Source organism: Vogesella perlucida, assembly GCF_979366545.1.
In genome coordinates this window covers 106947-131510 of record NZ_CEETRO010000001.1, presented here as the reverse complement: position 1 = coordinate 131510, position 24564 = coordinate 106947, and the positions used below count along the sequence as shown (strand labels likewise).

At 62.8% G+C, this 24564-nt stretch carries 33 protein-coding genes and 1 tRNA gene; 7 read left to right on the top strand and 27 right to left on the bottom strand.

Annotated elements, in window-relative coordinates; genetic code table 11:
• Positions 1 to 22: 22 nt before the first annotated feature.
• The 3 genes from ACZ9XP_RS00680 (at position 23) to ACZ9XP_RS00670 (ending at position 2183) form a co-directional block, all read left to right on the top strand.
• On the top strand, positions 23 to 517 hold the full coding sequence (locus ACZ9XP_RS00680) for an RrF2 family transcriptional regulator (protein ID WP_465187851.1): 495 nt from the start codon (positions 23 to 25) through the stop codon (positions 515 to 517).
• Positions 518 to 714: 197 nt separating this feature from the next.
• Positions 715 to 1998 carry an acetyl-CoA C-acetyltransferase gene (locus ACZ9XP_RS00675; protein ID WP_465187850.1) on the top strand — a complete coding sequence of 428 codons (1284 nt, stop codon included), beginning with the start codon at positions 715 to 717 and terminating at the stop codon, positions 1996 to 1998.
• A gap of 98 nt (positions 1999 to 2096) precedes the next feature.
• Positions 2097 to 2183, top strand: a tRNA-Leu gene (locus ACZ9XP_RS00670).
• Between the two features lie 83 nt (positions 2184 to 2266).
• Here the strand turns inward: ACZ9XP_RS00670 and ACZ9XP_RS00665 are convergent.
• The 7 genes from ACZ9XP_RS00665 to ACZ9XP_RS00635 form a co-directional block, all read right to left on the bottom strand.
• Positions 2267 to 2995: a tyrosine-type recombinase/integrase gene (locus ACZ9XP_RS00665; protein ID WP_465187849.1), complete on the bottom strand. Its 729-nt coding sequence runs from the start codon at positions 2993 to 2995 to the stop codon at positions 2267 to 2269.
• 131 nt (positions 2996 to 3126) lie between these two features.
• On the bottom strand, positions 3127 to 3456 hold the full coding sequence (locus ACZ9XP_RS00660) for a helix-turn-helix domain-containing protein (RefSeq protein ID WP_465187848.1): 330 nt from the start codon (positions 3454 to 3456) through the stop codon (positions 3127 to 3129).
• A 77-nt stretch (positions 3457 to 3533) separates the two neighbouring features.
• Positions 3534 to 3863 (bottom strand): helix-turn-helix domain-containing protein, encoded by a 330-nt coding sequence (locus ACZ9XP_RS00655; RefSeq protein ID WP_465187847.1) that lies wholly within the window; start codon positions 3861 to 3863, stop codon positions 3534 to 3536.
• 24 nt (positions 3864 to 3887) lie between these two features.
• Entirely contained in the window at positions 3888 to 6599 is a 2712-nt protein-coding gene (locus tag ACZ9XP_RS00650; protein WP_465187846.1) for a toprim domain-containing protein, read from the bottom strand.
• 84 nt (positions 6600 to 6683) lie between these two features.
• Positions 6684 to 6974, bottom strand: a complete 291-nt coding sequence (locus ACZ9XP_RS00645; protein ID WP_465187845.1) for an Ogr/Delta-like zinc finger protein — start codon at positions 6972 to 6974, stop codon at positions 6684 to 6686.
• A gap of 2 nt (positions 6975 to 6976) precedes the next feature.
• A complete protein-coding gene (locus ACZ9XP_RS00640) occupies positions 6977 to 7429 on the bottom strand; it encodes a YmfL family putative regulatory protein (RefSeq protein ID WP_465187844.1) in 453 nt (150 codons plus the stop codon).
• A gap of 51 nt (positions 7430 to 7480) precedes the next feature.
• Positions 7481 to 7672, bottom strand: a complete 192-nt coding sequence (locus ACZ9XP_RS00635; RefSeq protein ID WP_465187843.1) for a hypothetical protein — start codon at positions 7670 to 7672, stop codon at positions 7481 to 7483.
• 68 nt (positions 7673 to 7740) lie between these two features.
• Here ACZ9XP_RS00635 and ACZ9XP_RS00630 point away from each other — a divergent pair, with 68 nt between their 5' ends.
• Together ACZ9XP_RS00630 and ACZ9XP_RS00625 are read left to right on the top strand one after the other, a co-directional pair.
• Positions 7741 to 8088 carry a helix-turn-helix domain-containing protein gene (locus tag ACZ9XP_RS00630; protein WP_465187842.1) on the top strand — a complete coding sequence of 116 codons (348 nt, stop codon included), beginning with the start codon at positions 7741 to 7743 and terminating at the stop codon, positions 8086 to 8088.
• Positions 8089 to 8248: 160 nt separating this feature from the next.
• The gene (locus ACZ9XP_RS00625) at positions 8249 to 9355 is read left to right on the top strand and encodes a chymotrypsin family serine protease (RefSeq protein ID WP_465187841.1); all 1107 of its coding nucleotides are present in this window, start codon (positions 8249 to 8251) and stop codon (positions 9353 to 9355) included.
• Between the two features lie 310 nt (positions 9356 to 9665).
• Here ACZ9XP_RS00625 and ACZ9XP_RS00620 read toward each other — a convergent pair whose 3' ends face one another.
• Genes ACZ9XP_RS00620 through ACZ9XP_RS00590 form a run of 7 tightly spaced genes read right to left on the bottom strand, consistent with a single transcriptional unit; the run spans position 9666 to position 16752 of the window.
• Positions 9666 to 10844 carry a phage late control D family protein gene (locus ACZ9XP_RS00620; protein WP_465187840.1) on the bottom strand — a complete coding sequence of 393 codons (1179 nt, stop codon included), beginning with the start codon at positions 10842 to 10844 and terminating at the stop codon, positions 9666 to 9668.
• The gene (locus tag ACZ9XP_RS00615) at positions 10841 to 11275 is read right to left on the bottom strand and encodes a phage tail protein (RefSeq protein ID WP_465187839.1); all 435 of its coding nucleotides are present in this window, start codon (positions 11273 to 11275) and stop codon (positions 10841 to 10843) included. Before ACZ9XP_RS00615 ends, ACZ9XP_RS00620 begins: the two co-directional genes overlap by 4 nt.
• Positions 11276 to 11278: 3 nt before the next feature.
• Positions 11279 to 14584: a phage tail tape measure protein gene (locus ACZ9XP_RS00610; RefSeq protein WP_465187838.1), complete on the bottom strand. Its 3306-nt coding sequence runs from the start codon at positions 14582 to 14584 to the stop codon at positions 11279 to 11281.
• Positions 14581 to 14697: a GpE family phage tail protein gene (locus ACZ9XP_RS00605; protein WP_465187837.1), complete on the bottom strand. Its 117-nt coding sequence runs from the start codon at positions 14695 to 14697 to the stop codon at positions 14581 to 14583. The genes ACZ9XP_RS00610 and ACZ9XP_RS00605 overlap by 4 nt, the downstream gene beginning before the upstream one ends.
• 11 nt (positions 14698 to 14708) lie before the next feature.
• Positions 14709 to 15002: a phage tail assembly protein gene (locus ACZ9XP_RS00600; RefSeq protein ID WP_465187836.1), complete on the bottom strand. Its 294-nt coding sequence runs from the start codon at positions 15000 to 15002 to the stop codon at positions 14709 to 14711.
• Positions 15003 to 15028: 26 nt separating this feature from the next.
• Positions 15029 to 15541 carry a phage major tail tube protein gene (locus ACZ9XP_RS00595; RefSeq protein ID WP_465187835.1) on the bottom strand — a complete coding sequence of 171 codons (513 nt, stop codon included), beginning with the start codon at positions 15539 to 15541 and terminating at the stop codon, positions 15029 to 15031.
• A 38-nt stretch (positions 15542 to 15579) separates the two neighbouring features.
• Complete coding sequence (locus tag ACZ9XP_RS00590) at positions 15580 to 16752, bottom strand: phage tail sheath protein (protein WP_465187834.1); 1173 nt, start codon at positions 16750 to 16752, stop codon at positions 15580 to 15582.
• Between the two features lie 130 nt (positions 16753 to 16882).
• On the opposite strand from ACZ9XP_RS00590, the gene ACZ9XP_RS00585 reads away from it, so the two are divergent.
• Entirely contained in the window at positions 16883 to 17311 is a 429-nt protein-coding gene (locus ACZ9XP_RS00585; RefSeq protein ID WP_465187833.1) for a response regulator transcription factor, read from the top strand.
• A gap of 34 nt (positions 17312 to 17345) precedes the next feature.
• The gene (locus ACZ9XP_RS00580; protein ID WP_465187832.1) at positions 17346 to 17591 is read left to right on the top strand and encodes a hypothetical protein; all 246 of its coding nucleotides are present in this window, start codon (positions 17346 to 17348) and stop codon (positions 17589 to 17591) included.
• Here ACZ9XP_RS00580 and ACZ9XP_RS00575 read toward each other — a convergent pair.
• From ACZ9XP_RS00575 to ACZ9XP_RS00515, 13 genes are all read right to left on the bottom strand, one after another.
• Complete coding sequence (locus ACZ9XP_RS00575; protein ID WP_465187831.1) at positions 17545 to 18345, bottom strand: DNA adenine methylase; 801 nt, start codon at positions 18343 to 18345, stop codon at positions 17545 to 17547. The two genes, ACZ9XP_RS00580 and ACZ9XP_RS00575, sit on opposite strands and share 47 nt — an antisense overlap.
• A complete protein-coding gene (locus ACZ9XP_RS00570; protein WP_465187830.1) occupies positions 18293 to 18502 on the bottom strand; it encodes a Com family DNA-binding transcriptional regulator in 210 nt (69 codons plus the stop codon). Before ACZ9XP_RS00570 ends, ACZ9XP_RS00575 begins: the two co-directional genes overlap by 53 nt.
• Before the next feature lie 91 nt (positions 18503 to 18593).
• Positions 18594 to 19013, bottom strand: a complete 420-nt coding sequence (locus ACZ9XP_RS00565) for a hypothetical protein (RefSeq protein ID WP_465187829.1) — start codon at positions 19011 to 19013, stop codon at positions 18594 to 18596.
• A complete protein-coding gene (locus tag ACZ9XP_RS00560; RefSeq protein WP_465187828.1) occupies positions 19010 to 19282 on the bottom strand; it encodes a tail fiber assembly protein in 273 nt (90 codons plus the stop codon). Before ACZ9XP_RS00560 ends, ACZ9XP_RS00565 begins: the two co-directional genes overlap by 4 nt.
• A 9-nt stretch (positions 19283 to 19291) precedes the next feature.
• Positions 19292 to 20101: a hypothetical protein gene (locus tag ACZ9XP_RS00555; protein ID WP_465187827.1), complete on the bottom strand. Its 810-nt coding sequence runs from the start codon at positions 20099 to 20101 to the stop codon at positions 19292 to 19294.
• Positions 20098 to 20613: a phage tail protein gene (locus ACZ9XP_RS00550; protein ID WP_465187826.1), complete on the bottom strand. Its 516-nt coding sequence runs from the start codon at positions 20611 to 20613 to the stop codon at positions 20098 to 20100. Before ACZ9XP_RS00550 ends, ACZ9XP_RS00555 begins: the two co-directional genes overlap by 4 nt.
• A complete protein-coding gene (locus ACZ9XP_RS00545; RefSeq protein WP_465187825.1) occupies positions 20610 to 21344 on the bottom strand; it encodes a phage tail protein I in 735 nt (244 codons plus the stop codon). Before ACZ9XP_RS00545 ends, ACZ9XP_RS00550 begins: the two co-directional genes overlap by 4 nt.
• Positions 21341 to 22339, bottom strand: coding sequence for a baseplate assembly protein (locus ACZ9XP_RS00540; protein WP_465187824.1), 999 nt, complete (start codon positions 22337 to 22339; stop codon positions 21341 to 21343). The genes ACZ9XP_RS00545 and ACZ9XP_RS00540 overlap by 4 nt, the downstream gene beginning before the upstream one ends.
• Positions 22340 to 22341: 2 nt before the next feature.
• On the bottom strand, positions 22342 to 22704 hold the full coding sequence (locus ACZ9XP_RS00535) for a GPW/gp25 family protein (RefSeq protein WP_465187823.1): 363 nt from the start codon (positions 22702 to 22704) through the stop codon (positions 22342 to 22344).
• Positions 22701 to 23372 (bottom strand): phage baseplate assembly protein V, encoded by a 672-nt coding sequence (locus tag ACZ9XP_RS00530; RefSeq protein WP_465187822.1) that lies wholly within the window; start codon positions 23370 to 23372, stop codon positions 22701 to 22703. Before ACZ9XP_RS00530 ends, ACZ9XP_RS00535 begins: the two co-directional genes overlap by 4 nt.
• Positions 23373 to 23451: 79 nt before the next feature.
• A complete protein-coding gene (locus ACZ9XP_RS00525; RefSeq protein WP_465187820.1) occupies positions 23452 to 23895 on the bottom strand; it encodes a phage virion morphogenesis protein in 444 nt (147 codons plus the stop codon).
• The gene (locus tag ACZ9XP_RS00520) at positions 23876 to 24349 is read right to left on the bottom strand and encodes a phage tail protein (RefSeq protein ID WP_465187819.1); all 474 of its coding nucleotides are present in this window, start codon (positions 24347 to 24349) and stop codon (positions 23876 to 23878) included. The genes ACZ9XP_RS00525 and ACZ9XP_RS00520 overlap by 20 nt, the downstream gene beginning before the upstream one ends.
• A complete protein-coding gene (locus ACZ9XP_RS00515; protein WP_465187818.1) occupies positions 24346 to 24564 on the bottom strand; it encodes a TraR/DksA C4-type zinc finger protein in 219 nt (72 codons plus the stop codon). The genes ACZ9XP_RS00520 and ACZ9XP_RS00515 overlap by 4 nt, the downstream gene beginning before the upstream one ends.

Here is a 24564-nt window from a genome sequence, read left to right as displayed (position 1 = left end):
GTCAGCCAGCGGCAGGCAGCGTATGCTGCGCACTGTTTCCACGCTGCGTACCCCCATGCAACTCACCCAATTTACCGATCTGGGCCTGCGCGTACTGATGTACCTCAGCTACCAGGAACGCGAGCAGCCTGTCACCATCAGCGAAATCGCCGAGCGCTTTGCCATCTCGCGCAACCACCTGGTAAAAGTGGTGCACGCCATGGCGCAACAAGGCTGGCTGGCCACCACCCGCGGCAAAGGCGGCGGCCTGGCGCTGGCCATGCCCGCCAGCCAGTACCGGCTAGGGCAGGTTATCCGCCAGCTGGAAGACATCACCACCCTGATAGATTGCGCCCAGCCACCCTGTGCCCTGCGTGGCCAGTGCCGGCTGAAAGGCGTGCTGGACGAAGCGCTGGGCGCTTTCTTTACCGTGCTGGACCGCTACACCCTGGCCGACGTCGTCGCCCAGCCCACCGGCCAGGCCATTGCCATCCTGCATCGCCTGGGCAGCAGCAGCCTGCTCGTGCCAGATGCCTAGCTGCAGGCGGGCAGGGCACGGCATAGCGTACGCGGCACCCCAGCCCGGCAGGCTGGCCCCAGGTTGGCCGCAGCATTGTGGGCAGCAGGGCTTGAGGCAAATTAAAACGCGTGTTTAACTGTGTGCCAGCGCTGCCGCCACGGCAGCAGGCAGCGGCCGCAGAGCCGCCCCGCACACACCAACACGAGGAATCCCCCATGCTGCACGGCACCCCGCGCAAAGTCGCCATCGTTGGCGCCAACCGCATCCCCTTCGCCCGCTCCGGCACTGCCTACAGCCAGCTATCCAATAGCACCATGCTCACCGACACCCTCAAAGGGCTGGTGGACAAATACGGCCTGCAAGGCAAGCTATTGGGCGAGGTCGTTGGCGGCGCAGTAATGAAACACGCCCGAGACTGGAACATGGTGCGCGAATGCGTGCTGTCCAGCGGCCTGCACCCCCATACCCCGGCCTACGACATCCAGCAAGCCTGCGGCACCGGCCTGGAAGCCACCATTCTGGTAGCCAACAAAATCGCGCTAGGCCAGATCGACGTGGGCATTGCCTGCGGCACCGACACCACCTCCGACGCCCCGGTGGCCGTTAGCCGTGGCCTGCAGCGTGCGCTGATGGACATCAACGCCGCCCGCAGCACCGCCGACAAGCTCAAGCTGCTGCCGCGCCTGCTCAACCCGGCCAACCTCAAGCCCGAGCTGCCTGCCAACGCCGAGCCGCGCACCGGCAAAAGCATGGGCCAGCACGCCGAAATCACCGCCCAGCGCTACGGTATTACCCGTCAGGCACAAGACGAGCTGGCGCTGGCCAGCCACCAGAAGCTGGCCGCCGCCTACGACCGCGGCTTCTTCGACGACCTGGTCATGCCCTACCACGGCCTGCAGCGCGACAACAACCTGCGCCCCGACAGCAGCCTGGACAAAATGGCTAAGCTCGCGCCGGCCTTTGACCGCAACGGCGGCACCATCACCGCGGCCAACGCCTCGCCGCTGACCGACGGCGCCTCTGCCGTGCTGCTGGCCAGCGAAGACTGGGCCCGCGCCAACAACCTGCCCATCCTGGCCTACATCACCGCCGGCGAAGTGGCCGCCGTGGACTACATCGACGAACGTGAAGGCCTGCTGATGGCCCCGGCCTACGCCATCCCGCGCATGCTGCAAAAGCACGGCCTGACGCTGCAGGATTTCGACTTCTACGAAATCCACGAAGCCTTCGCCGCCGTGGTGCTGTGCACGCTGGCTGCGTGGGAGTCCGACGACTTCTGCCAAAGCAAGCTGGGCCTGCCCGCCGCGCTGGGCAGCATCGACCGCAGCCGCCTCAACGTGAACGGCAGCTCCATCGCCGCCGGCCACCCCTTCGCCGCCACCGGCGGCCGTGTGGTAGCCACGCTGGCCAAGCTGCTGTCCGAAAAAGGCAGCGGCCGTGGCCTCATCAGCATCTGCGCCGCCGGCGGCCAGGGCGTTACCGCCATTCTGGAACGCTAAGCCGCCACGCGTCGTAGCGCAGGGCAGGGTTGGCCGCCGCCCACGCCGCCGGCATTGCCGCCCGGCCCGCTTTCGGCTAGAATCCGCACCCTGTCTGTGCCCCGGTGGTGAAATTGGTAGACACAAGGGACTTAAAATCCCTCGACCTTACGGTTGTGCCGGTTCGACCCCGGCCCGGGGCACCAGCAGATGAATCAAAGACTTAGGCAGCCATCATGGCTGCCTTTGTTTTTTCTGCTCGTCCTGCTGTGCCTGATTTGTGTCCTCCTTACTCCAGAAGCGTGTCAATTGCCGTAGCGTGGGCCAGCAGATGTGCCGGGCTCAGGTGGGCGTAACGCTGCACCATGGCGGCGGTTTCCCAGCCGCCCATCTCCTGTAATGCCGCCAGTGGCACACCGCTTTGCACTAGCCAGCTGGCCCAGGTGTGGCGAAGGTCGTGCCAGCGGAAATCCTGGATGCCGGCCTGTGCCAGTGCCCTTTGCCAGGTTCGATGCCCCAGAGATCGCACTGGTTTGTTGTCCGTATTGGTAAACACGTACTGCGGGTGCCGGCCTGCTTGCCGTTGCAGTACTTCCAGTGCGGTGCGGTTCAGCGGCACGCCGATTGCCCTGCCGGCCTTGGCCTCGTCGTGGTGGATCCATGCGGCCTGGCGGGCCAGGTCAACCTGTGACCATTTCAGCCCGAACACATTGGCCTGCCGCAGGCCGGTTGCCAGCGAAAAAGTCGCCATTTCCGCAAAGTGCGCGGGCAGGGCGGCGATCAGCCGTTTGGCTTCTTCCTGGCTAAGCCAGCGGATGCGCTTGCGGTTTTCCGGCAGCAGCGTGATGCACGGTGCCTTGTCCAGCCAGTCCCAGGTGCGGTGTGCCCGCCGCAGTACCGCCCGGATCAGCGCCAGATAGCGGTTCTTGGTGGCACTGCTGGGGCCAAACGGGGCAACCGCGTTCAGTGCCGCATCGCGGCCGATCTCGTCCAGCCACATGCCCCGCAGCCGCTTCATGTCCCGGATCTTGGCAGCGTCCTTTTTGTGATCTGCCTTGTGGGCGGTTTCTTTCAGCCAACGTAGCGCCGCCTCGTCCCAGCTGCGGCGCGGGTTTTCGTTCAGGTATGCCTTTCTCCAGAGTTCATGCTTTATTTTGTCGTGTGCTTCTTGCGCGGCTTGCTGGTCAGTTGTGCGCAAAGAGCATCTAAGTCGCTGGCTGCCGTGATTGATGCTGGCATACCAGACCCCGTTGTCGCGCCGGTAGATGGCCATGATGGGTCACTCCTTTGGATGCGCGATGCCTGCCACAGGTCATTCTCGGACTCGGCCAGCAACGTGGCAATGGCACTCTCCCGGATCACGTAGCAACGGCCGATGCGCGCCGCCGGCAGTATCTGGTCACGGATCAGCTTCAGCACCGTCTGGTAATGCGTCTTAAGTACCAGCGCGGCTTCGTGGGCGGTATAGGTCAGTTCCATGCTCGTGGTACCGTGTCAGGCAAGGCATCCTCTTCCGGGATGGCGGCCCGTAGCCGTCATCCCCCATGGCTACGCGTTCAGCCGTTCGGTTCATCCTGGCCTGCTGCCGCCAGGCTGCCGCTGTTGCCTGCCTTTGGCTGCATGGCCTTGCGCAGGCTCTGGAACAGGTCGGGGTGGGTCTCCTTGATGTAGGCCACCACCTGCAGGTCTTCGCGCTTGATGGCAGCCAGATCCAGCTGCTCGATGTGTACCAGGCGTACCAGTTCGCGTACCGGCTTCGGCATGTTGCGGCCGGACTCATAGCGGCTGCCGCCGGACTGGGTAACGCCCACGCGGTGCCAGAACTCGGACTGGTTCATGCCCAGCTGGCGGCGGATTTCACGCGGGTTCTTGATGGTTGCAAACATATCTGGCTCCTTTCGGGGGCAAAATCAGGCACTGCGTTTGGCCTCGAACACCCAGCACTTCACCGTGGCGGCGCGTTTCTGGCCGGTAGAGCGCACGTTGTACTGCGCGCTGATGGCACTGTTCACCGTGCGGTTTGCCTCGATGAACTTGTGTTGGCGGCTGGTGGGCAGCAGCTTTTTCAATTCGGTAATATCCGGCATCTCCTGCCGGCGTTCGGCGGCCACCTCGTGCAGGTGGTTCAGGTTTATGGCAATCAGGCTGTCGTCACGGCTGTGGTTCAGCACACGGGTATCCGTAAACTCGTCGCGCTCGCCCTCCAGGTAGTCGTACAGCTCCCAGAACCGCGCCACCACCGGATGGTCGGCCGCCAGCGTTTTCTCGCGCTCGATCGCCATGTCCAGCAGCAGGTTCTTGGCCTCGGTGCGCTGCTGTTCGCTGATGCGGCACGCCAGGCTCAGGCAATCCACCATCACCATCAGCTGGGCATGGTTCTTCTGTACCCGCAGGTTTTTCACACCTTCTTCTCCGATCAGCCGTTCGTAGCTGCGCTGGTTCTCTTCCAGCGCAGCCAGCACGTCTGCCTCGTGGCGCACCGCCCGCACCATGAAGCCGCTCAGGTCGCTGGCGGATAGCCGGTTCAATGCCAGCGCCGCTTCGCGTCCGGCCTCGTTCTGGCGGGCCTTGTCAAACCAGCAGTGCACAATCCGCTCCATGATCGCCGGCGAAGCCGCTACCGGCGCGTTCTGGCTGATGAAAAGCGCGCCCCGGAACTGTGGCGTGTAGGTATCCAGGCCGCTGGATTTCACCCCGGTGGTACGCAGGCTGCCACCATTGAACAGGCTCTTGAAGCTGTCCCAGTGAAAGGCCTGGCGCGGGCGGCCACGGCTGCCGTCGCCGCCATCGTCGCTGCGGTCCGACTCGATCAGCACGATAGGCAGATTCGACACCTGCGCCATGGTGCGCATCAGCCCCACGCTGGAACCCTTCATCGGGTCTTCGCCTTCAAAGCCGGCGCGGCCCAGCAGCTTCCACAGCGTTTCGATCAGCGTCGACTTGCCCGCGCCCGGCTCGCCCACAATCTCCACAAACGGCCAGCTTTCAAAGTCACGGCGTATCTGCTCGGCAAACAGGCTGCCAAACCATGCGGCCAGCGCCACCACGCCACGGGCACCCCAGCACAGGTACAGCTTGTCGAACCAGTCGTCCTGGTGCGCCTTCAGGTTGGCGTTCACCTCCAGCCGTATTGATTTGAACAGGCTCTTGATCGCCATCTTGTCGATGTCGAAATAGTCCTCCTCGTTGATCTCGTAGGTGTTACCCCCCTTGGCCGCCAGCTCGTTCCACACGTAGCAGCCGTGTTCGATGCTGTAGCCCAGGTAATCGATGGTCTGCACCGTCTTGATGTTGTACGTCCAGCGGCTGGCCAGCCGGTCCAGCTGCGCCTTGTTGCCAAACCAGTACGCGCCGGCACCCAGGTGCAGCAGCCGCTTCTTGAACTCGCTGTCCGCCACGATCTGGCCGGCAGTAAAGGTGCCCTTTACCGAAGGGCCATCGTGCGGAAAGTCGATGCGGAAGTAGTACCAGCTTTCGTCCGTTATCTCGCTGCGCAGGTTGTACAGCGGGGTAGGCAGGCAGTTGGCGATCTCGCTCACGCTGCCGCATTTTTCCAGCGCCTCGGCGCGGCGCTCGTCTTCCGGCCGCCAGGGGTCGGTGTCGGCCAGTGCGTCCATCTCTTTGCCAAAGGCGTCGAAGTCCAGCTTGAACCAGTACAGCCGGCAGTCAAAATCAAAGGGAAAGCTCAGGGTGCCGGTTTTGCCGTACATCAGCCCGGCCTTCTCGCCGGGGCTTTGCGCAATCAGCAGCGCACCATGGTGGCGGTACTCGGCCATGTCCTTGTCTGCCAGCCGGCCCAGGCGGTGCATGTCGTCCCAGTCCAGCTTTTTGCGGCCCCGGCATGGCACCAGCGCCGCACTGCACACCCAGCCGTCATCGCGGGCACGGCGCACGTACTCCGGCGTTACCTTGCGGCCGGCGGGGTCATCGTCCAGCCCCCATACCAGGCGCGGGCGCTTGCGGCCAGTGCGCTCGCACTCATCGGCCAGGGCTTTCAAGGCTGCCCACGGGTAGTTGCTGGTAGTGAGTGACGATACCGCCGTGTAGCCGGCCTGCAGCAGGGCAATGGCCTTGAAAATGCCCTCCACAATGAAGATCTCGTCCACATCCCAGCGCTGGCCCGGCGCATGCCACCACGTGCCCTGGTACCTGCAGCCGTAGTTGAAGTGGGCCTTCTTCTTGCCAAAGCGATACGGCCGGTCGATCAGGCGCTCCCAGTAACCCAGGCCCGGCAGCGCAAAGCGCACGGTGGCCGAGCCGATGTTCAGCTCGCGGCTGAAGTAGTGCTCTTGCGTATACCAGCCCTTGATCGCGCCCAGGTCAAACCCCCGATCCAGCTGCAGGTAGGCATCGGCCGCCGCATTCGGGTTTTCTGGTGCCTGCGGAAAGCGGTCGCTCCAGCTGTCGAACAGGTCGCTATACAGCTCGCGCACATGTGCTTCGTAACCACACTTGCTCAGCCGGCCGCAGCGCACCACCCACGGGTGGTCGGCATGCGTGTACAGCTCTTTCTTCTTGCAGCTTGGGCACTCGCCCTGGCGCAACCAGCCGTTCTGCGCTGGGCGAAAGCGGAAGTCGCGGCCCAGCCGGTCCAGAAGCTGTTGGTGTAGCTGTGCATCCATAGCGTGTATCCGTAGGCAAAACCATTCCCCGCGGCTGTTAGCGGGCCGCGAAGCGGTAATCGGCAGGGCAGTACCTGGCCGGGCTCAGTTGGCCGGTTTCTCGTCCGGCAGCTCGGGTGGTGCGTCTTTGCCGGGCTTTTGCCGCATGGCCAACGTCACCGCCAGCAACCGCGCCCGGCTGGCAACCGGCAGCCGCACCAGCGGGTTGGGCGTGGCCGAGGGCGACAGCGTTTCGCGGTGCTCGCGTACCGCCGTAAAGGTGTGGCCGCAGGCCACGTTGCTGCACTGGAAGTACTCTTCCTGGCTTACGGGCGAGATCATGCGGCTGGATCGGGTGTAGGCCACGCAGCCGCAATGGGCACACTTGGTTGCCATGTTCAGTCCTCCTGCTTGCAGTAAAGCCGGAAGGTGATCTCGTTGATCTGGGTCACCAGCTGGCAGATGTCGTTGCCGATGGCGGTGAGGGCGCGGCGCTCCCCCGGGCACACCTCGTTGTCGGCCGTGGCGTGGCGGTACTCGCGCGCCAGCGCGCCCACCTTGTCCAGCAGCTCTACGTACTTTTCCTGGATATCCACACCATGCAGGTGCGACACCGGGGGCAGCGCCACAAACACGCCCCCGCTGGCCATCGCCACCGCTTCGGCAAAGTAGGTAGTGCCGGACGCACCCTGCATGGCCATGGCCAGGCGTACCGGCATCTGCTGGCCCTTGCGGCCGAAAATGCGGTTACGCAGGCTGCACACCGAGGTGCCCAGCGCCCGGGCCATGCCGTCGTAGCCACCGTTGGTGGCGCGGCACATCATCTGCCAGCTTCCCTTGATGCGATCCACTCTGTGGCCCCCGGCGTGTGTGGTGTCGATAAACTGCAAGGCGATCTATCGTTAATCCAGACCGTGCCGGGCCTTGTATTGCGCCAGGCCCAGCAGGTAGACCGCACGCACAAAGCCCCCCTGGGTGCGGCCGTCCCGTTCTGCCAGCAGGGTCAGGTTCTGCTTCTCTTCGGGCTTGAAGCGCACCGCAACCGGTTTGTCCGATTGCATGCCCTGTGGGGCACGGCGTTTTGCAGATGGCATGATGCTGTTATCCTTGTGTAATCAACTATTGCACAATCGGATATTACTCGAAATCGAGAATTAATTGAATGTCTGATACTCAAAAACAAGAAATTGGTCACCGGCTGTGGCAAGAGCGCACACGGTTTGGACGCACTCAAGCGGAGATGGCCGCACTCGGTGGTGTTGGTTTCAGCACCTACACTGCCTACGAAAAAGGCAAAAGCACACCTGATGCTGTTGCGCTACAGAGCTGGGCGGCGCATGGCGTTGATGTGCTTTTTGTCGTTACTGGCACGCAAGGAACTGGTGGGACGATATCTCCTGATGAAATGACTGTGCTTAGCAACTGGCGTGACAGTCCTGAAGAACTCCGTGCCGCATGGCTTGAGTTCTATCGTGCATATGGATCGGCTATTCGACGGGAAGATATGTAAAGACTAGGCTTTACATCATGCATGCGCTGTAAATATGTTTTAGACCGCAGTGTTTAGCATTTTCAAAATACTAACTGATACTTTTTCTGCTTATTTTTTAATTTGGTCGCAGGAAAGTGCAGGTTGATTTTTTAATTTCTACAATTGATTGGGGATTATTTTGGCTACAGTAGCAGAGGTTGCAAGCGGAATTAGAGCAAAATTTATCGAAGATGGTGTTATTAAGCCGATGCTTGGTGGTCGGGAAGATGCCTATCGTGTAGGGGATTACGCGGCAGCAATAAGTGAAGAGGCTGTGAGAGTCCTAAAGACGCGCGATGTGAAAAATATTGCCTTCAACTCTTCGGCTAATCAGATAACGATTTATACAAATCGAAGAATCACTAAGGCTGAGCTTGAGATTGTGCCAACAGAAATGGAAGGTTATTCCATTTCTTATTCTGTTGGTAAAATTGAAAATGTAGGTGCTACACCCCCTCAGGCTGAGTACGCTGCTTACGCCATGTTTTCTTCTGTGGTGAACCCTGGTGCAGCATACTATGCTTGCGGATCTTCTATCTCCGTCGCTAATGAACTGTCTGCAGGAACTGTTGGTGCTCTAGTTCTTGATGAACATGGTGAATTACATGGCTTGACTAATAATCATGTAGTTGGTGGTATGAACCACACCCCAAACATGATGCCAATTGTTGCACCTGGAGTACTTGACTCTCAGCCTCTCAGTATTGATCCATTTACTATTGGGCATTTCACACGATTGATGCCTCTTATGCCTGGTGATCAGGCTAATGTCAATGTTGCTTTAAATCTTGATGCGGCAATTTTCAAGATTAAGAATATCAATGATGTTTCGTCAATGCAGGGTGGAATTTTTGACACGCCAAATTTGGTGATGGATCCACAGGACTCGATGATTGTTGAGAAAGTAGGTCGAACCACTGGACACACAGTAGGTAGAGTAGTCGGGCGATTTCTTAATCCTGAGCCTGTTTTTTGTGAGAATGAAAATCATGATTTTAAGGCTTACATCTGGTTCGATGGCGTATATCTAGTGCATGGAACTGGTGGCGTTTTCTCTGATGCTGGTGACTCTGGTTCGCTTGTAGTTGGCCGCAATGCTGCTGGTGAGCGTGTTGCTGTTGGTATCGTGTTCGCAGGTGGCCCTGACCAGATGGCTCCTGGTGGAAAAATGACCATGATATTGCCAATCCAGCCTATACTTGAAGCTCTCAACCTAACCTTGGTCTCTGGACATAATGCAACCTAGCCTAGTCGAATTGGTTGGTCGTAATCTGCTCCAAGCCATCAAAGTTCCACGTGGCGGTGTCAGAGTGATGACCTTCACAACCCCCAGTGGTGAAAAAGTCTTACGTGTGCTTGTCTTGCCTAAGTACAGTTCGGTGGTGAAGGAGATACCTGAAGTGTACGAAGGGGTAAGAGTTCTTACCGAAGTGCAAGACTACTCAAATTACACGTTACACTGACCTGTTTAAAAATTAAGCGCCTCCATGTGAGGCGCTTTTTTCTTGGCTGCGGCCAACCTTGGCCGCGTGGTTATCCACAGAAACGGTGGGTAACTACCCTTGCAGGTCTTCCAGCTTCATTTCCAGCTCCAGGCTGGTGATATAGCCGTTATCGCCCAGGCTGTGCGTGACCTTGGCAAGCGTCCAGCCGCAGGCGTCGATCAGCGGCTTGAAGCCTTGCACCCGGGCTGGCAGCTCGGGGAACAGCTCCGGCCGCCCCTCGGCCAGCACAATCGAAAACTCGGCCACACCACGCTGGATCTTCTCCCATGCCGCTTTCGCCGCCTGCAGCGCGGTGCCTTCGCTGGCATAGATGTGCCGCAGCACCTTCACGTTGGCCGCGCTGGGCTCGGCCGCTTTCTGCTGGGTGGCGGTCAGCTTCTTGCGCCTGGTGACGCGGCCGCGTTTGGTGACCGTGGCCTTGCGTTCAAAGCGGGTGTTGGCGTCCACCCGCACTTCGCCCTTCTGTGCGCTGTCCAGGTTGTGCCAGTAGGCTTTTACGGCGCTGTACGCGTTGCGGTCGGCTGCGCTCCAGTGGTGCCGGTCGCCGCTGGCACGGACGATGGTGAGGGTGGGGAACGGCGTACCGGTGACGGTTTCGGCGTCGCCGGCCTTGCAGAAAATCAGCCTGCCGCTTTTTACGGTACAGATGGCGTCGTGTTGCCCGGCCAGCCGCGTCAGCAGGTTGGCGTCGCTTTCGCTGGTCTGATCCAGGTGGGGCACCGGCCGCTGCGCCAGCCAGCCCGGTATGGCGGGTTGCAGGCCGTTTTCGCGGGCAATCTGCGTCACCAGCTGGCCCAGGGTCGTGCGGTGCCAGCTGCGCTCTTTCTTGGTGCTGATGCCGGCACGCAAGTCGGTGGCGCGCGCGACGATGGTCAGCCGGTCTGGTGTGCCATCGTGGGCGACTTCATCGACGATGTAGCTGCCTTTGTCCACCAGCTGCTTGCCCTTCCAGCCTATGGCCACGGTGAGCCGGGCACCGCGCGGCGGGATGTCTAGCCGGCCGTCTGCATCGTCGAGCACCAGCTCGCACTGGTCGGCCTCGAAACCGCGGTTATCGGTGATGGTCAGGCTGATCAGCCGGTTGGCCAGCACCGGTGCCAGGCTTTTGCCCCCCAGCCGGATATCCCACACCGGGGTTTTCAGGGTGGAAGAGACCAGGCTGCCCGACAGGGCATCGGCCAGCTCGCTGGCGGCGCTGGCGGCCTGCTGCATGGCGGCCAGTGCCGTCATGGCACCATCTCCAGCAGCCTGCGGGTGATGACGCCCACGCTGTCCAGCAGGCTGTTGTCCACCCGCTTCAGTACCAGGGTGAAGTCGATGCGCTGGGCCTTGCCGTCGGCAAAGAATTCGCTGCGGGTGGTGTCTAGGCTTTCTATGGCGTAGAAGCCGTAGATCGCGCCGGTACCTTCAATCAGTGGCCAGGCCTTGCCCTGGTCGGCCATCAGCACCAGCAGCGCCAGCGCGGCATCGCCGCCGGTCATTTCCGGCATCAGGCTGCCGGGCAGGGTGATGGTTTCTTCATCGCGCCCCAAAAACTGGTACGCCGGGCGTAGGCCCACGCGGCTGTTGCCGGGTAGCCGCCATTTCAGCTGCTGTTGCAGCTGCTGGTAGGGCAGGGTGACCAGGGTGAAGGGGAACAGCCCCAGCGTCATCATGACCATGGTTCAGTCCTCGTCGCCCAGCCGGCTGCGGTGGTGGCGTGCTTGCTGCTGTTGGTGTGCTTCCAGCGTCTGCTTCATTAGCCTGACCAGTTGCTGCTCGTTCATACCGGGCGTGGCATACACGTTGATGGTGATCGGCTGTACCGCCTGCTGCTGCGGTGCTGCCCTGGTGCTGCCGATCGGGGGCCGGGTATCAAAGCTGACGGCCGGTGCGGCAGACGCCGTACCGATGGCCATGCCGGCACCGGCAGTGCTGAGCTTGCCGACGATGTCACGCAAACCATCCAGGTGGAAGCCGTGGGCCATATCGCCGGCTAGTGCCGGTAGCGTGATGGCGGGTAGTGCAATGGCCCGGGCGTGGTCTGCCAGCTGGCTGGCCAGCGTGCGGATGGTGTCCAGCGGCGTACTGCTGCCCTGGCCCAGGCCGATGGCCAGGCCCTGCATGGTCCAGTCACCCAGCTGGGTAAACACCCGCGAAGGGGAATGGATGCCCAGTATGGCGCGGAAGCGGCTTGCCACATCGCTGGCAATGCCGCCCACGCTATTCAGCACCCAGTCTTTCATGCGCAGGATGCCGTTGCCCAGGCTTTGCATGATGTTCACGCCCAGCGTCAGGAACTGGCCGGGCAGTGCCGCAAAGGCGGCCAGTAGCCGGGCTGCCACCAGGATGATGCTGGCCAGCACCTGGCCAAAGCCCTGGCCGCAGGCGCTGGCGGCGGCCAGGCTCTGCCGGGTGGCGTTGATCGGGGTGAACAGCTGACTGAGCCAGCCCCAAGCGCTACCCAGCACGCCGATCAACCAGTCCCATACCGGTTTGAGCGGGGCCAGGGCATTGCCCAAGCTGGCAAAGGTAGTGCGGAACAGGGCGCCCAGCGGTGCCAGCCCGGCGCTTAGCCCTAGCCAGAAGCCGGCGAACCAGGCCTTGATCGGCTGCCAGTACTTCACTACCAGCAGGGCGGCGGTCGCCAGCACCAGGCCGATCGGGTTCATCATGGCCAGCCGCCCTACAAACAGGATAACGCGGCCTAGCCCTAGCAGGGCAGTGCCGGCCCCCCGGATGCCGCCGACAGCCCCAGCCTTGACCAGGTTAACGCTGCCTTTGAGCGCATCCTTGCCCATGCCGGCCACGCCGGCCTTGCCCGCGTAGCGGGTAAAGCCCTGCCACCGGCTAGCCAGGGCTGCGCGTTGCGCCATAACGGCCAGCCATACTTTGCGGGTGTATGCCGCCACGGCGTTACCGGCGCTGGCCAGGCTGGCTTTCATGCTGCTGCCCACGCCAAGCAGCCACAGGCGGGTGGAAGCCCAGAGCTGTGCGGTAGCCAGCCTGGTGCGGGTCATGGCCACCGGTACACGCTCGCGCAAGGCGATGGCGTAGTCGCCCAGGCTCGCGGTGGCGGTGAGCGGGTTGGCCGCCGCCCAGGCACTGGCCAGCGTGGTGCGCAGGGTGCTGGCGGTGTTGCCGGCAGTTGTCCGGATGGCCGATAGCGACGGCAGCAGCTGTTGCAGGCTGGCGCGTGCTTCGCCGATCTTGGGCAGCATGCTGCCCAGCTGGATACCCGTCATGGACAGGGCAAAGCGCAGGGCCAGTAGCGGGCCGAGTACGCCGGCCATGCCCACTGCCAGCCCGCCCAGAGCGGTGAGGGCGATGGCGCTGATACCGGCCACCTTCATGAGGGCGTTGGCCACGGCGGGGTTGGCCTTGGCCCAGTCACCCAGCTTCTCTGATGTGGAGGCGATCCACGCGGTGAGCGCTTTCAGCTCCGGCGCGATGGCCTCGCCAAAGCGCACCATGGCATTGGTGAAGGTACCGGTGGCCGCATCCCACAGGTTTTTCAGGGTGCCCAGCTGGGCATTCACTCGCTGCTGCAGCGACGCCTGCTCTGCCATTTTCTGCTGCATGTCGCGGTAGCCGGCCAGCCCCTTGTCCATCATGATGTTCAGGGCCTGCAGCGTTTCGGCATCGTCACCCCAGATCCGGGCAATCACGGCATTGCGCTGCTGGGTGTTCAGCTGTTTCAGCCTGGCCAGCTGGTTGAACATCTTGTCCAGCCCGCCGAACTCGCCCTTGCCATCGGTGAAGTCCAGCTGGATGCCTGCCGGCCGGGCCAACTGGTTGCCCTTGGCAACCTTGTCCTTATCCATGCTGCGCTGGAAAACCTTGCGGTAGGCATTGCCGGCCGACTCGCCCACCAGCCGCGCCTGGTCGGCCATGGCCAGCAGCGGTGCCAGCGTTTGCGCACCGGCCAGCCCTTTCTGACGGATCATGTCCAGTACCGGGGTCAGCCTGGCAAAGCCGGAAACCAGGTTGCCGGGGTCCACGCCAACCTGGTAGCTGCGCTGCAGGGTATCCATCACGCCCATCATGTCTTGCTCGAGCGCACCGGTGGCGTCCTGCATCTGTGCCGCGTACTCGGCGGCCTGCAGATAGGGCAGCTTCAGTTGTACGCCCAGGTACGCTGCGGCTTCGCCGACGCCGCCCAGCATGGCTTTGGTACTCATGCCCTGGCGGTGGAGCACCGTCATCATTTCCTGGAAGTCGGCCGTGGTGCCGGGCAGGTGGTTGCCCAGCTTTTCGGCCAGCGCCACGATGGCAGCGTACTCCCGCCGTATCTGGCCACCTTTGTCCATCATCGACACGCGCAGCTGCATGGCCGCGTCTTCGGCTTGTGCGTAGGCAGACACCGGTACCGTGAGTGCGGCACCGGTGGTCGCACCGGCCGCCATCATGCCGGCACCCGCGCCGGCAATGCGGTCGCGGGTTGCCAGCGCCTTGTCGTAGCGGGCACGGCCGGCCATGCGTGCTGCCTGCAGCTTGTTCAACTGGGCCAGCTGCTGCTTCTGCTGCGCCAGTACCGGGTTCAGTGCGTCGGCCTCGGCCTTCAGGCGTTGCTGTTGTGTCGTCAGGTGGCGGGTTGCCAGCCCGTAGTCTTTCAACCCCTGCGCCAGTTGCACGCTTTGTGCGGCCAGCTTGCCGTGTCGCAGGCGCAGTTTGTCGGTTTCGGTTTGCTGGATGCGGATGGCGTCGGTCAGCTGCCGGGTAGGGTGTGCGGTGGCCGCTAGTTCGGTCTTGAGTGTGTGCAGTTTGTCTGCGGCGCGTTGCAGCTGGGTTTTGGCAACGGCCAAACCCCGGCTCGTGTCCTTGAACTTCTGCAGTGTGCTTTGCTGGCTGTCCAGCGCCTTCAGCCGGTTACGGGTTTCCTGTAGCTGTCGTGACAGGCTGGCGGTGCTGCCAAGTACGGCCTTGATGGGGCGGGTAGCCTTGTCGATCGCGGCGAGCACCACCTCCAGCTTCATGTTGCGGATGCTCACTCGTCGGCTCCACTGCGTATTCTGGCGGCCTCCCGCCAACGCATCAGTTCGGGCAGTGTCATGTTGTCCATCACGGACGGATCCCAGTGGAAGATCACCGCGATGTCAGCCATGGCGTCTTCGATTACGGCAGGGAGGCTTCTGGTAGTACTTGCTTCGGCAGCAAAAAAGAGACGGTCTCGGTACCCAGCACCAGCAGATCGGCCGGATCCAGGCGTGCCGCCTCTTGCTCGGTGATGGCCGGCTCGGTGATGCGGGGCAGTACCTTTACCAGGACAGACACCTCCAGCTGCACCAGATCCATCAGGCTGCAGCCTCGCAGCTCGCCGGCTGTCGGTTTGCGCAAGGTGAGGGTGGTGATGGCCTGATCGTGGCGTGGTATCGGGGTGTTCAGCGTGATAGGGGCGGAAGTGTGCATGGCGGGTGCTCCCGGGTAAGGGTGGTTTATATGCCGATGTTTTTGCGGTGGGCGGCCAGACGGTCGGTGCCCATCACTACGAAGATCATGTTCACGGTGTCGATCTCCAGCCAGACCTCGCCCTGTACCGACAGCTTGTAGTAGGTGGCGTCGGTCTTGTACTTCCAGTTGCCGTTGTCACCGGTCTTGGCATCGCCGGGGTCCAGCTCGTTGTGGCGGCCGCGTATCACGATCTCCACAGCCAGGTCGTTGCCAGTGCCTTCTTCGCTGTAGCTGCCCATGAAGCGCAGCATCGAGGCGTCGTGTTTCTCGATACCGAAGTCGGCAAAGATTTCGCGGATCGGTGCGCTGTAGGTGTGCTCGATCTCGATCGCTTCCAGGCCTTTCAGCAGCTTCACCGGTGCCAACAGGCCACCCCCTTCCCAGTCCTGGGTTTTCATGGCGATCTTCGGCAGTTTCAGTTCCAGCACCTGGCCGATGAAGCTGATGCCGTTCAGGAAGACGTTCATCATGCGCAAGGTGTTCGGCATGCTGCTCATGGTTGTGTCCTTTCAGTACAGCGCGGGCGGGCGCCGTGTCAGGCGGTGACCCGGGCAGCAAACTGCGCCAGGTAGCGGGAGGTGATGCGTTGGCGCAGCATCAGGTTTTCCAGCGGCGGTACCGGTGTGTAGTCGTAGTCGATATACAGTTTGCCGTCGCTCAGGGTGGCCTCGGTGTTGATGGTTTCGTCGTACCAGCAGCTGAAGCCCAGCAGGTAACCACTGGTGACCAGTTCGCGCCCCTTGGCCGAGATGCCTTCGATGATGTCGCGTACCAGGGTGGGGTGAATCGGTTTGTCCGATGCCCAGGCATGGGCTTCGGCCATCGTGTCCATCAGTACCTGGGCTGTGCGGGTATACACCTCGAAAGCGAACGCCGGGTCGGCGCTACAGGTGCGGTTGCCCCAGAAACGGAAGCCGTCACGCCGGATAAGCGTGGTGACGTTGGCCGCATTCAGGTAGCCGGCATCGGTGGCGGGGTCTTGCAGATCAAAGAACACATCGCGGTTGATGCCCTGTACACCCTGCACCGGCACATTGGACAGCGACTTGTGCCAGCCTTCGGTCTCGTCGATGTACGCGCGCAGGCCCATGGCGCGTGCTACCGCACTGGCGGTGACTTCGGTATTGGTAGCCGTGTCCCAGTTGACGAAGTCGGGCCAGATCAGCATCACCTCGCGCTGGCCGAAGTTGTGACGGTAGGCGGTGGCCTCTTCCCGAGTTTTGCAGTGCCAGGCCGAGACGTAGGCAAAGCCGCGCAGCTTGATGGCGAGGCTGGCCAGCTCGGTGGCTACCGGCAGGCTGTCGAGGCCCGGGACACCCAGAATGCGCGGCTTGATGCCAAAGCGGGTTTGTGCGGTGAGCAGGGCCTTCATGCCGGTAAGTTTGCCGTCCGCGGTGGTACTGCCGATCAGGTTACTGGTGGTCTCTGCGTCGGTTGCGCCTTTGGGGACGCGTACCACGATGATCACCGGCTTGGCCTGGTCGGCAATGGCATCCAGCGCGGCGGCCAGCGTACCGGTGGTGCCTGCCTTGCCGATGGCCGCATCGACATCGGTGATCAGTGCTGGGGTATTGAGGGGGAAGGTTGTCGCGTCGGCGTCGTCGGCTACCGCGACCAGGCCAATGATGGCCGTGGAAATGGCCCTGATGGCGCGGACGATGCCGGTTAGCTCAAAGACGCGGACGCCATGGTGATAGTCCTGGGGCATGCTGATCTCCGGTGTGAGGATGCGTGCCCAGTGTGCCGCGCGTTGGCGTCGCGTGCGCCTGCTGCTTGCTGTGCCACTAGCCGGCACGACATTTAACGGTTAGCGTAAAGAAAAAACACGGACTGACCGTATGCGCTACCTCACCGCTGAGCACCTGGCCGACCTTCTGGGCCAGGTAACGGCGGAGGATATGCAGATCGTGTTATCTCAGGCTTTTGTCAAAACACACGGCGTTTGCCGTGACCTCTCCCAGATTGATCTCCAGGCCGGTCAGCAGGCGCGTTTGTTGTTACAGGACGCGGCGTGGCGCGCCATGCGTGCCATCCGGATCGCCGAGCTGCTAAGCCGCCGTGAGCTGGAAGTGGCGCTGCTGCTGCATTTCGAGAACATCAAGATCGCTGCCATGCTGGATGTCACTACCTATACGGTCAAAGCGCATGTGCGTGCGGCACTGGCAAAAACCGGGGCAGAGACCCGTACCGAGCTGGCGTTGCTGGTGCGTGGTATTCAACCCGGTATTAGCCCTTGGGCTAATACCGCCACCGTCATGACTAGGTAATAATTTCTTCGTCATGACAAGGGTAGGCGCCACCATGCAACAAGACTCCCGCAGCACGGCTTGCCACGTTAACCCGCTGATTGGCGCATCGACTGCCGATACCATCGAGAACTTGCTGCTCTGTCTGGAGCACGTTGGCCGCAGTCTGGCTGTGCGTCATGACGACCCCAGTATCGTGTTCCTCTGTGCCAGTCTGGCAGCGGCGCTCCGTTACGAGCAGCAGGCCTTGCAGGCTAGTGCCCGGCGAACAAGTCACCCGCAGGCGGGTGCCAGTTCATGATGACCAGCTCTTTGCTGGTGGCGGGCGTGCCTTGGTGGTTGGCTACCGCATAGCGGATCTCCAGGCTTTCCATGCAGAAGCCATCAAAGCAGAGGCGGATGGCCGGGTGGTCGTTGAGGGACACCATGACCTTGCCCTTGCAGCTGCGCATGAACGTCGCCAGCGCCTGGTACTGCGTGAAATCGAAGTCCACGCCGTAGCCTTCGGTCTGCCAGTAAGGCGGGTCGCAGTAGAAGAACGTGTGACTGCGGTCGTAACGGTGCATGACCTCTTGCCATGGCAGGTTCTCGACATAGGTGCCGGACAGGCGCAGGTGAGCGGCGCTCAGGTTCTCCTCGATGCGGCACAGGTTGATGGCCGGGCCGGTGGTGGCGGTACCGAAGGTCTGGCCGTCTACCTTGCCGCCAAAGGCGTGCTGCTGCAGGTAGTAGAAGCGGGCGGCACGCTGGATGTCGGTGAGGATGGCGGGATCCGTGAGTTGCTGCCACTTGAAGATTTGCCGGCTGCTGATGGCCCATTTGAACTGGCGCACGAACTCTTCCATATGGTGTTGCACCACGCGGTAGAGATTGACCAGCTCGCCGTTGATATCGTTCAGCACCTCGGTGGGGGCCGGTACCGGCCGCAAGAAATAGAGCGCGGCGCCGCCCGCGAATACTTCCACATAGCACTCGTGGGGCGGGAAAAGCGGTATCAGCTTGTCAGCCAGGCGGCGCTTGCCACCCAGCCACGGAATGATGGGGCTGCTGTTCATGATGGGCTCTTGCTGGCGACGCTCGGTGGCGCTCTGGTTCGGCGCACGCGGCGCTCAGCATATTCAGCGTATGGCAGCGGGGGCACTTGATCTTGAGGCTGATGATCTCGCCCTCGGCCAGCTTGCGGTTGCAGTGGCCGCAGCGGATGTCGTGCATGGTGTGAGCCTTTTCCGGCTTTCGGCTCACTGGTATGGACAGTGGGTTGGGAGAGGCCGGCACGGTGGTGATACACCGTGCCGGCCACCTTTTACAGCAGCGCGCGCGCCTGCGACCGGGTCAGCCCCAGCGTGTAGACCGGGCTGGCCAGCCTGGCCGCGGCGAGGTCGACCGACAGGCCGTAGCGCATCTGCACACGGTAGGCTTCCAGCTCGGCCCATAGCCGGTAGCGCGGCCACAGCAGGTAGGCCAGCGGGTGGCTGGCCAGGCTGGCAGGCAGCAGGGGCAGCAACTGCCACCATGGCAAACCGCTGGCCATGGCCAGGCAGGCCAGCATGGCGGCGGTCATGGCGGCCGCGTGGTACCACTGCTGCACATGGCGGTATTCGTGCGCGTGCAGGCCGGCATCGCTGCGGTAGGCCGGGCGGATGCGCACCAGCGGGCCGTTGGCCGCACCGGCCACCCCGTCCGGCAGGCGGTCGGTATAGATCACCAGGTGGGGCAGTTTCATGGCTGCTCCGGCCACATGACGTCATGTAGCCCGGCAGTCGTTTCCGGTACATCACGCAAGGCCTGGCGATAGGCGGCCCAGGCGGTTTTCTGTGCTTTGTCCAGTGGGGCATCGGCGATCTGCGTCCAGTCACACTCGGCCAGGCGCCGGTTGCGCTCGGCGCGTAGTGCCGCCTGTTGCAGGGCGTCTGGTGAGGCCAGGCCGCTACTGGTCATGATCAGGGTATGGTTGCCGTCACGGTCGGAATGGCTGTCTGGCAGGTGGGTCATGGGATGTCCTTAGCGATTGAGGTTGCTGATGCCGGCAAAGGATCCACCCAGCATGCCTGCCGGAGGGGCACCGCTGGCGACGACATCCAGAACGATGTCGTACACGTTGTAAAGCTGCGGGCAGCGGCGTGCCGGATTCCACTTGCCCGGTATGATTTGCGGCAGTGCGAGGTAGAGGGTGTCCCCCACGCCTGCCAGGCCACCTATGCCGATATCCACATGGTTGTAGCCACCGGCATCGTTGCTGTTGGCGTGGTGGGTAACCTGATGCCACTGCCCTTTGACGCCATTGTTCATCCAGCTCCAGTCCGCCCCGCCGATGATCTTGTGGTACATCACCACGCTGTTGAACGTGCCCACCTTTACGTGCTGGTAGGGTATGTGGAACACATAGGGGCCAAAGCCGCTGCCGATGCTCTTGATGGTGAGTTTGAGAATGTCGAACCAGCCGGAGAAGTGTTCACGGTCGCAGCCCATGTATTGCAGCAACTCGCGCACGACGGGCGGGCGTGTCAACGGGTCGGTGCCACTGCGGACCGGGATCAGCTCGGCATCGAATTTGCTCCAGAAGTCCCCGCCGGCATTCACGCCCATGGCCAGTGGCAGCGTGTTCGGCCCGCTGCCGCCATGGGCTGTCATGCGGGCATTGAAGTTGATGGCCATGGCGGCATGCTCGTCCAGGTGGCTGCCACGCCATGCCTCCAGTTCGTCACGTTTCTGGGTAACGCGCTGGTCGATATACGCCATCTTGGCGGCCACCTCGTCCAGCAGGTTGGCCGTACGCCCCACCAGGGTGGCGATCTGTTGTTCCAGGCTCATGGGTGGTTTCCTTGCAGATAGGGTTTCAGGGTGAGGTGCTGCAGCGCCACCATGGCGCTGGCCAGCGTGGCGAATTCCTCGGCCATGGCCAGGTTCAGCCCGGCGCCGGTGCTGTGCACGGTGACGCTGTCGGCCGGTACCGCCGACAACGTGAGGTCGTAGGCCAGCAGCAGGTCGACCCCGGCGGCTTTGTAAGCCAGGGGCCGCGCCGGGTCGCTCCACAGCGCCAGGCAGGTGCCGTCGGCCAGCATGAAGGCGATGCCGCGCACCCAGAACTCGGCATCGCCATCGGCCAGCGCGGTGAGGTGAATGTCCCGGCTGCTGATCTTTTTGCCATCCGCAATGGGGTAGCGTGCCCGCTCGCCCGGCAGGGCTGTCATGGCTTGCGACGGCACAAAAGCGGTATCGCCCAGCGCAATGTGGGTGATCTGGGCGGCCAGGCCATCGTTACCGGCCCGCCAGATGGCGTTCAGGCCGACTTCCAGAAGCGTCGGCAGGAGTGGCTGAGTCATTGGATCTCCATCGAAACACGTAAAACGGACACCACACGGGCCGCGCAGGCCAGCCCCATGGGGTGCATGGCGGCTGCCGGCTGCACCGGCACCGGGGTGGCGCTGACCCGGGCCAGTGCTGCGGCCTGGGCGGTATGGGCCAGCCGCCATGGCTGGATGGCGGGTGCGGGCTGCACGGCTTGTGCCTGGCCAGGCCAGCGGCCAACTGCCGCGGCCTGACTGGCACTGGCCAGCGGTATGGCCTGGTCAAAGCGAGTGCCGACCTGAAAGGAAAAGTGGCTGCGTTCGTTGCGGGTCTGCTCTACCAGCCGGTGCAGGCGCTGGTACAGCTGCGGGGTGAGCACCGCTGTTTCGTGGCTGGCAGCGTTCTGGTTTACCCAGGCGATAAGCCCGAAGGTGTAGGGCACGGCCCCGGGTATGTGCTGCCATTCGGTGAAGTCCATCGTTACGCCCAGCGCGGCCATGGCCCGTCGCACGGCGCCGGCGGTGCCTTTGTGCTGGTGGATGGCGAAGGACTGCTGCACCAGCTGGCGCCGCGGCTGCTCGGACAGGGCTTCGTCCCAGCCATCGACAGCGCGCGCCCAGGCCAGCCACGGCAACAGCGCGGCGGGGCAGCGCGTGGCGTCGGCCAGATAGCGGATAGGCGTTGGGTCGATGTCGATCGTTGTGGCGTCTGCCAGCGCGGTTTCCAGTAGGGTGCGGTTGGGCGGTAGCAGGTGGCGGCTCATCATGCCCCCCCTCTGGTGAGCAGGATCGCGGTGCAGTCAGGGTAGTGGCGCAGGTCGCAGAGGATGTCACCGGCCGGCTCGGACAGCGTGACGCGGTGGGTGCCGGGGGCGTGCAATGCGGCGTAGATCGCCGAGCGCGGCAACTGGCCGCCGAGCTTGCGGGCGGCTGCGATAGCAGCGTCGAGCCGGGTGCGGGCGGCTGCCAGCACGAGGTCGGCGTCTGGGCCGTTCTCGGGTTCGACGAAGGCCACCACCTGGTACGGTGTGGCGATACCTGCCTGCACTCGCGGATGGTCGGTGAGCGGGCGCACGTCATCGTCAGACAGCGCTGTCTGGGCGGTCTGCACCAGCGTGGCCACCGGCAGTGGGCTGGTGGCGGCCGGCAGCACGGCGATGGACACGTCACCCGGCAGTGCGTCGACCAGTCCGGCGTCGTAGCTGCAGACCAGCACGATGGCGCCGGCGGGTAGCTGGGCACGAACGGTGGCAGAGACGTTGGCCGCAACGAAGGTGGGCGCGTCGACCGAGGCGTCGGCGAGCATGGCTGAAGCTGACAAGGTGTGAAACAGGTAGGCTCCGCGCGAGCCGGCAACCGACAACCCTTCCAGAGCCATCTGGCAGCGGTAGCGCAGACGGTCATCGCTTTCCCATACTGCCTCGAGAGGAGGGGTGGCATGCGGGTCAGCGGGCGTGATCAGCAGCCGGCTGACGCCGTAGTCGGCTGCGCGGTTGTCCAGGTCGGTGCCCGTGGCGTAGGCCAGCAGGCTGGCCTTGGCAGCTTCGTTGATGCGCTGGCGCAGGATCAGCTCGGTATAGGCGTTCTCTTGCAGCAGGATAGACAAGGGTTCGCTGTCTAGCGCTAGCGAAGCTGCAATGGCGTTGCGCAGGTCTGCCGGTGCAGCGGCCACAAGGCGAGCCTTACGCTGGGCCAGCAAGGTTTCATAGTCCAGTTCTTCGACGATTTTTGGGGGCGGTAGTCCGGGGAGGTCGATCGCCATGCTTAGCCCTTCACCGGGATGCGCAGGGTAAATTGTTCGCCGCTGGCGGGGCCGTCACGGCGTGCCGCCGTGATGTCGACACATAGCGCACCGGGTAGCGCTCCTTGTGTCAGCTGGATGTTGTACAGCTCGACACGCGGTTCCCAGGTATTGATGGCCATGACCGACGCGGCCAGCACTAGCATGCGCAAGCGGTCATTCAGTGGCTGGTCGACGAGGTCAGGCAGATGGCTGCCGAAGTCGCGGCGCATGACACGGCTGCCAAGCGGGGTGGTCAGGATGATGGCAATGCTCTGGCGAAGATGGGCCAGGTCGCCAAGCGGCCGGCCGGTGTCCGCATCCATGCCGATGCAGGCCGTATTCATGCGGGGCCGCCTGTGCGATCGTTGCCGCGTTCGACATCGCCGTGATCGTGTCTGTGTAGTACCACACCGTTGCTGGAGAGATCACCATGGCTGTGGCGGATGGGGCCTTCGATGGTGGTATTGCCACTGCTGCCGGCCTGGCCAGCCAGGCCACCCAGGTAGCTGAACAGCTGCATCACCTTGGCTTGGGCCTGGAATAAGGCATCGTCCAGTACCGTCAGTCGCCCTTCTATGGTCACGTTGCCGGTGAACGTCGATTCGGGGCAGTCGACGGTGACATGGTCGGCGGCTTGCACACGAAGGGTCCTGATACCGGTGACCGACAGCTCACCGCTAACGTGGTTGTAGCAGGCTCGGGCTCCATCCGGGTATAGCCGGACATGCTCGTCCGGGCTGCAGCTGGGTGCCGGGTGGGCGTCAGAAAACAGGCCTACCAGTGCAATTCCGGTGGCTGGCTCACCGCTTGGGCTGATGAGCAGGCATTGTTCGCCCTCTGTCGGCGGGTCCCACTCGGTTGTGGTGCCGGCGCGTAGCGACAGCCAGGGGCGCCACTCGGAAAGCAGGCCGCCGGATCTCACCCGTACACGTGGCGGTGTCATCTGTACGCTGGCGATGGTACCTAGGCGGACCAGACTTTCCAGGCGGCGGAGCAGGTCGGATTGGTTCATGCGGCCAGTGTGCCCCGAGCGCGTGGGCGGGTCGTGCGGTGGGTGTCGTGTGGTGGGTTGGCACGACAAGTGCCGGGCTTTAGTTTGCCAGATGCGACAGCACGAGATCGGCTATGGCTTCGATGTCTGCCGTGGTGAAGCCCAGCAACTGGCGCTCGGGATAGGGTACCTCGGGGCCGCCTGGGCGGACGCGATCCCGCAGCCCGTACTGGTGGACGGCTGCGATGCGGCCAACCTTGCTGATGAAGCCGACGACCGCCCGTTCCGGCGAGGCTTCTGTTTTGAGGTAGCTGGCCGTGCGCAGCCGGCTGAACATCTGCCGGCGGATTACGCCTTTGCTGCCTCGCAGCGAGAGTTTGCGTGGGGCAAAGGGGCTGCCATCCGGATTGCGCTGGCCGGCAATGCGCTGTTGCTGGCGCTGGCGTAACTGCCTGGCAAGGCTGATGGCCAGCGAGCGCCTGGCAGCGGGTGCCAGGGTGGCCAGCAGGGCGGCCAGCCCGGCCTCAGCGCGGCTGACTGTCATAGACCAGCTCGTCTTTCACGAAAATGCGCAGCCTCTGGTTCACTGGCCAGGGCGCGGCGAGGTCGGGTTCTGGCAGGTGGGTGGCAATGCTGCCGCTGCTGTCGGAGGTGACCTTCACCCGTTCGGTCAGTTGCAGTTGCAACCTCAGATCGTAGCAGTCGTGGTTCCGGATCTCGCCGGCAAAGCGGATGGCTTCGCTGCGGCGGTCCTGGTTCTGTAACAGACCGGGCTCGTTTTCCCGCAGCCAGTGCAATAGCGGCACCATCACCGTATCAGGGTGTTGATTGAAATCGAGTAGCCCGATGGTCAGCGTGTACTGGTACTCGAAGCTGGGGCCACTGTAACCGGCACCGATGTGACCATCGTCGATGAACATGACCAGCCGGTCCGGTTCGGTTACCAGGTAGGGTAAGGCAGCTTCGAGTGCCGCGCGGCAACTGGCGGGTTTGTTCATCGTTTGTTGACTTTTTCGTAGTCGGCCTGGCAATCGACGCAGCGCATGCAGCCTTGGACGATGGCTTGTCGTGCCGGAGGAATAGGGGTGCCGCAGTCCTTGCAATGGCTGAAGCTGCCGCCGGGGTGGCCTTTTGCCTGTTCAGCCTGACGTGCGAGCGATGCTTGCCGATGGTTTGCTTCGCGCTGCTGTGCCTCGTCAAAATGCCGGCTCAT

What these genes read in the sequence shown, in the direction of transcription:
- ACZ9XP_RS00520 (WP_465187819.1), bottom strand. Translation starts at nt 24,349, where the DNA reads ATGAACAAACCCGCCAGTTGCCGCGCGGCACTCGAAGCTGCCTTACCC.
- ACZ9XP_RS00675 (WP_465187850.1), top strand. Translation starts at nt 715, where the DNA reads ATGCTGCACGGCACCCCGCGCAAAGTCGCCATCGTTGGCGCCAACCGC.
- ACZ9XP_RS00575 (WP_465187831.1), bottom strand. Translation starts at nt 18,345, where the DNA reads ATGAACAGCAGCCCCATCATTCCGTGGCTGGGTGGCAAGCGCCGCCTG.
- ACZ9XP_RS00620 (WP_465187840.1), bottom strand. Translation starts at nt 10,844, where the DNA reads ATGACGGCACTGGCCGCCATGCAGCAGGCCGCCAGCGCCGCCAGCGAG.
- ACZ9XP_RS00545 (WP_465187825.1), bottom strand. Translation starts at nt 21,344, where the DNA reads ATGATGAGCCGCCACCTGCTACCGCCCAACCGCACCCTACTGGAAACC.
- ACZ9XP_RS00630 (WP_465187842.1), top strand. Translation starts at nt 7,741, where the DNA reads ATGTCTGATACTCAAAAACAAGAAATTGGTCACCGGCTGTGGCAAGAG.
- ACZ9XP_RS00550 (WP_465187826.1), bottom strand. Translation starts at nt 20,613, where the DNA reads ATGACTCAGCCACTCCTGCCGACGCTTCTGGAAGTCGGCCTGAACGCC.
- ACZ9XP_RS00635 (WP_465187843.1), bottom strand. Translation starts at nt 7,672, where the DNA reads ATGCCATCTGCAAAACGCCGTGCCCCACAGGGCATGCAATCGGACAAA.
- ACZ9XP_RS00655 (WP_465187847.1), bottom strand. Translation starts at nt 3,863, where the DNA reads ATGTTTGCAACCATCAAGAACCCGCGTGAAATCCGCCGCCAGCTGGGC.
- ACZ9XP_RS00585 (WP_465187833.1), top strand. Translation starts at nt 16,883, where the DNA reads ATGCGCTACCTCACCGCTGAGCACCTGGCCGACCTTCTGGGCCAGGTA.
- ACZ9XP_RS00605 (WP_465187837.1), bottom strand. Translation starts at nt 14,697, where the DNA reads ATGGCTGACATCGCGGTGATCTTCCACTGGGATCCGTCCGTGATGGAC.
- ACZ9XP_RS00660 (WP_465187848.1), bottom strand. Translation starts at nt 3,456, where the DNA reads ATGGAACTGACCTATACCGCCCACGAAGCCGCGCTGGTACTTAAGACG.
- ACZ9XP_RS00650 (WP_465187846.1), bottom strand. Translation starts at nt 6,599, where the DNA reads ATGGATGCACAGCTACACCAACAGCTTCTGGACCGGCTGGGCCGCGAC.
- ACZ9XP_RS00590 (WP_465187834.1), bottom strand. Translation starts at nt 16,752, where the DNA reads ATGCCCCAGGACTATCACCATGGCGTCCGCGTCTTTGAGCTAACCGGC.
- ACZ9XP_RS00600 (WP_465187836.1), bottom strand. Translation starts at nt 15,002, where the DNA reads ATGCACACTTCCGCCCCTATCACGCTGAACACCCCGATACCACGCCAC.
- ACZ9XP_RS00525 (WP_465187820.1), bottom strand. Translation starts at nt 23,895, where the DNA reads ATGACAGTCAGCCGCGCTGAGGCCGGGCTGGCCGCCCTGCTGGCCACC.
- ACZ9XP_RS00680 (WP_465187851.1), top strand. Translation starts at nt 23, where the DNA reads ATGCTGCGCACTGTTTCCACGCTGCGTACCCCCATGCAACTCACCCAA.
- ACZ9XP_RS00645 (WP_465187845.1), bottom strand. Translation starts at nt 6,974, where the DNA reads ATGGCAACCAAGTGTGCCCATTGCGGCTGCGTGGCCTACACCCGATCC.
- ACZ9XP_RS00535 (WP_465187823.1), bottom strand. Translation starts at nt 22,704, where the DNA reads ATGAATACGGCCTGCATCGGCATGGATGCGGACACCGGCCGGCCGCTT.
- ACZ9XP_RS00570 (WP_465187830.1), bottom strand. Translation starts at nt 18,502, where the DNA reads ATGCACGACATCCGCTGCGGCCACTGCAACCGCAAGCTGGCCGAGGGC.
- ACZ9XP_RS00665 (WP_465187849.1), bottom strand. Translation starts at nt 2,995, where the DNA reads ATGAAGCGGCTGCGGGGCATGTGGCTGGACGAGATCGGCCGCGATGCG.
- ACZ9XP_RS00515 (WP_465187818.1), bottom strand. Translation starts at nt 24,564, where the DNA reads ATGAGCCGGCATTTTGACGAGGCACAGCAGCGCGAAGCAAACCATCGG.
- ACZ9XP_RS00565 (WP_465187829.1), bottom strand. Translation starts at nt 19,013, where the DNA reads ATGAAACTGCCCCACCTGGTGATCTATACCGACCGCCTGCCGGACGGG.
- ACZ9XP_RS00595 (WP_465187835.1), bottom strand. Translation starts at nt 15,541, where the DNA reads ATGAGCAGCATGCCGAACACCTTGCGCATGATGAACGTCTTCCTGAAC.
- ACZ9XP_RS00560 (WP_465187828.1), bottom strand. Translation starts at nt 19,282, where the DNA reads ATGACCCACCTGCCAGACAGCCATTCCGACCGTGACGGCAACCATACC.
- ACZ9XP_RS00540 (WP_465187824.1), bottom strand. Translation starts at nt 22,339, where the DNA reads ATGGCGATCGACCTCCCCGGACTACCGCCCCCAAAAATCGTCGAAGAA.
- ACZ9XP_RS00615 (WP_465187839.1), bottom strand. Translation starts at nt 11,275, where the DNA reads ATGGTCATGATGACGCTGGGGCTGTTCCCCTTCACCCTGGTCACCCTG.
- ACZ9XP_RS00530 (WP_465187822.1), bottom strand. Translation starts at nt 23,372, where the DNA reads ATGAACCAATCCGACCTGCTCCGCCGCCTGGAAAGTCTGGTCCGCCTA.
- ACZ9XP_RS00580 (WP_465187832.1), top strand. Translation starts at nt 17,346, where the DNA reads ATGCAACAAGACTCCCGCAGCACGGCTTGCCACGTTAACCCGCTGATT.
- ACZ9XP_RS00555 (WP_465187827.1), bottom strand. Translation starts at nt 20,101, where the DNA reads ATGAGCCTGGAACAACAGATCGCCACCCTGGTGGGGCGTACGGCCAAC.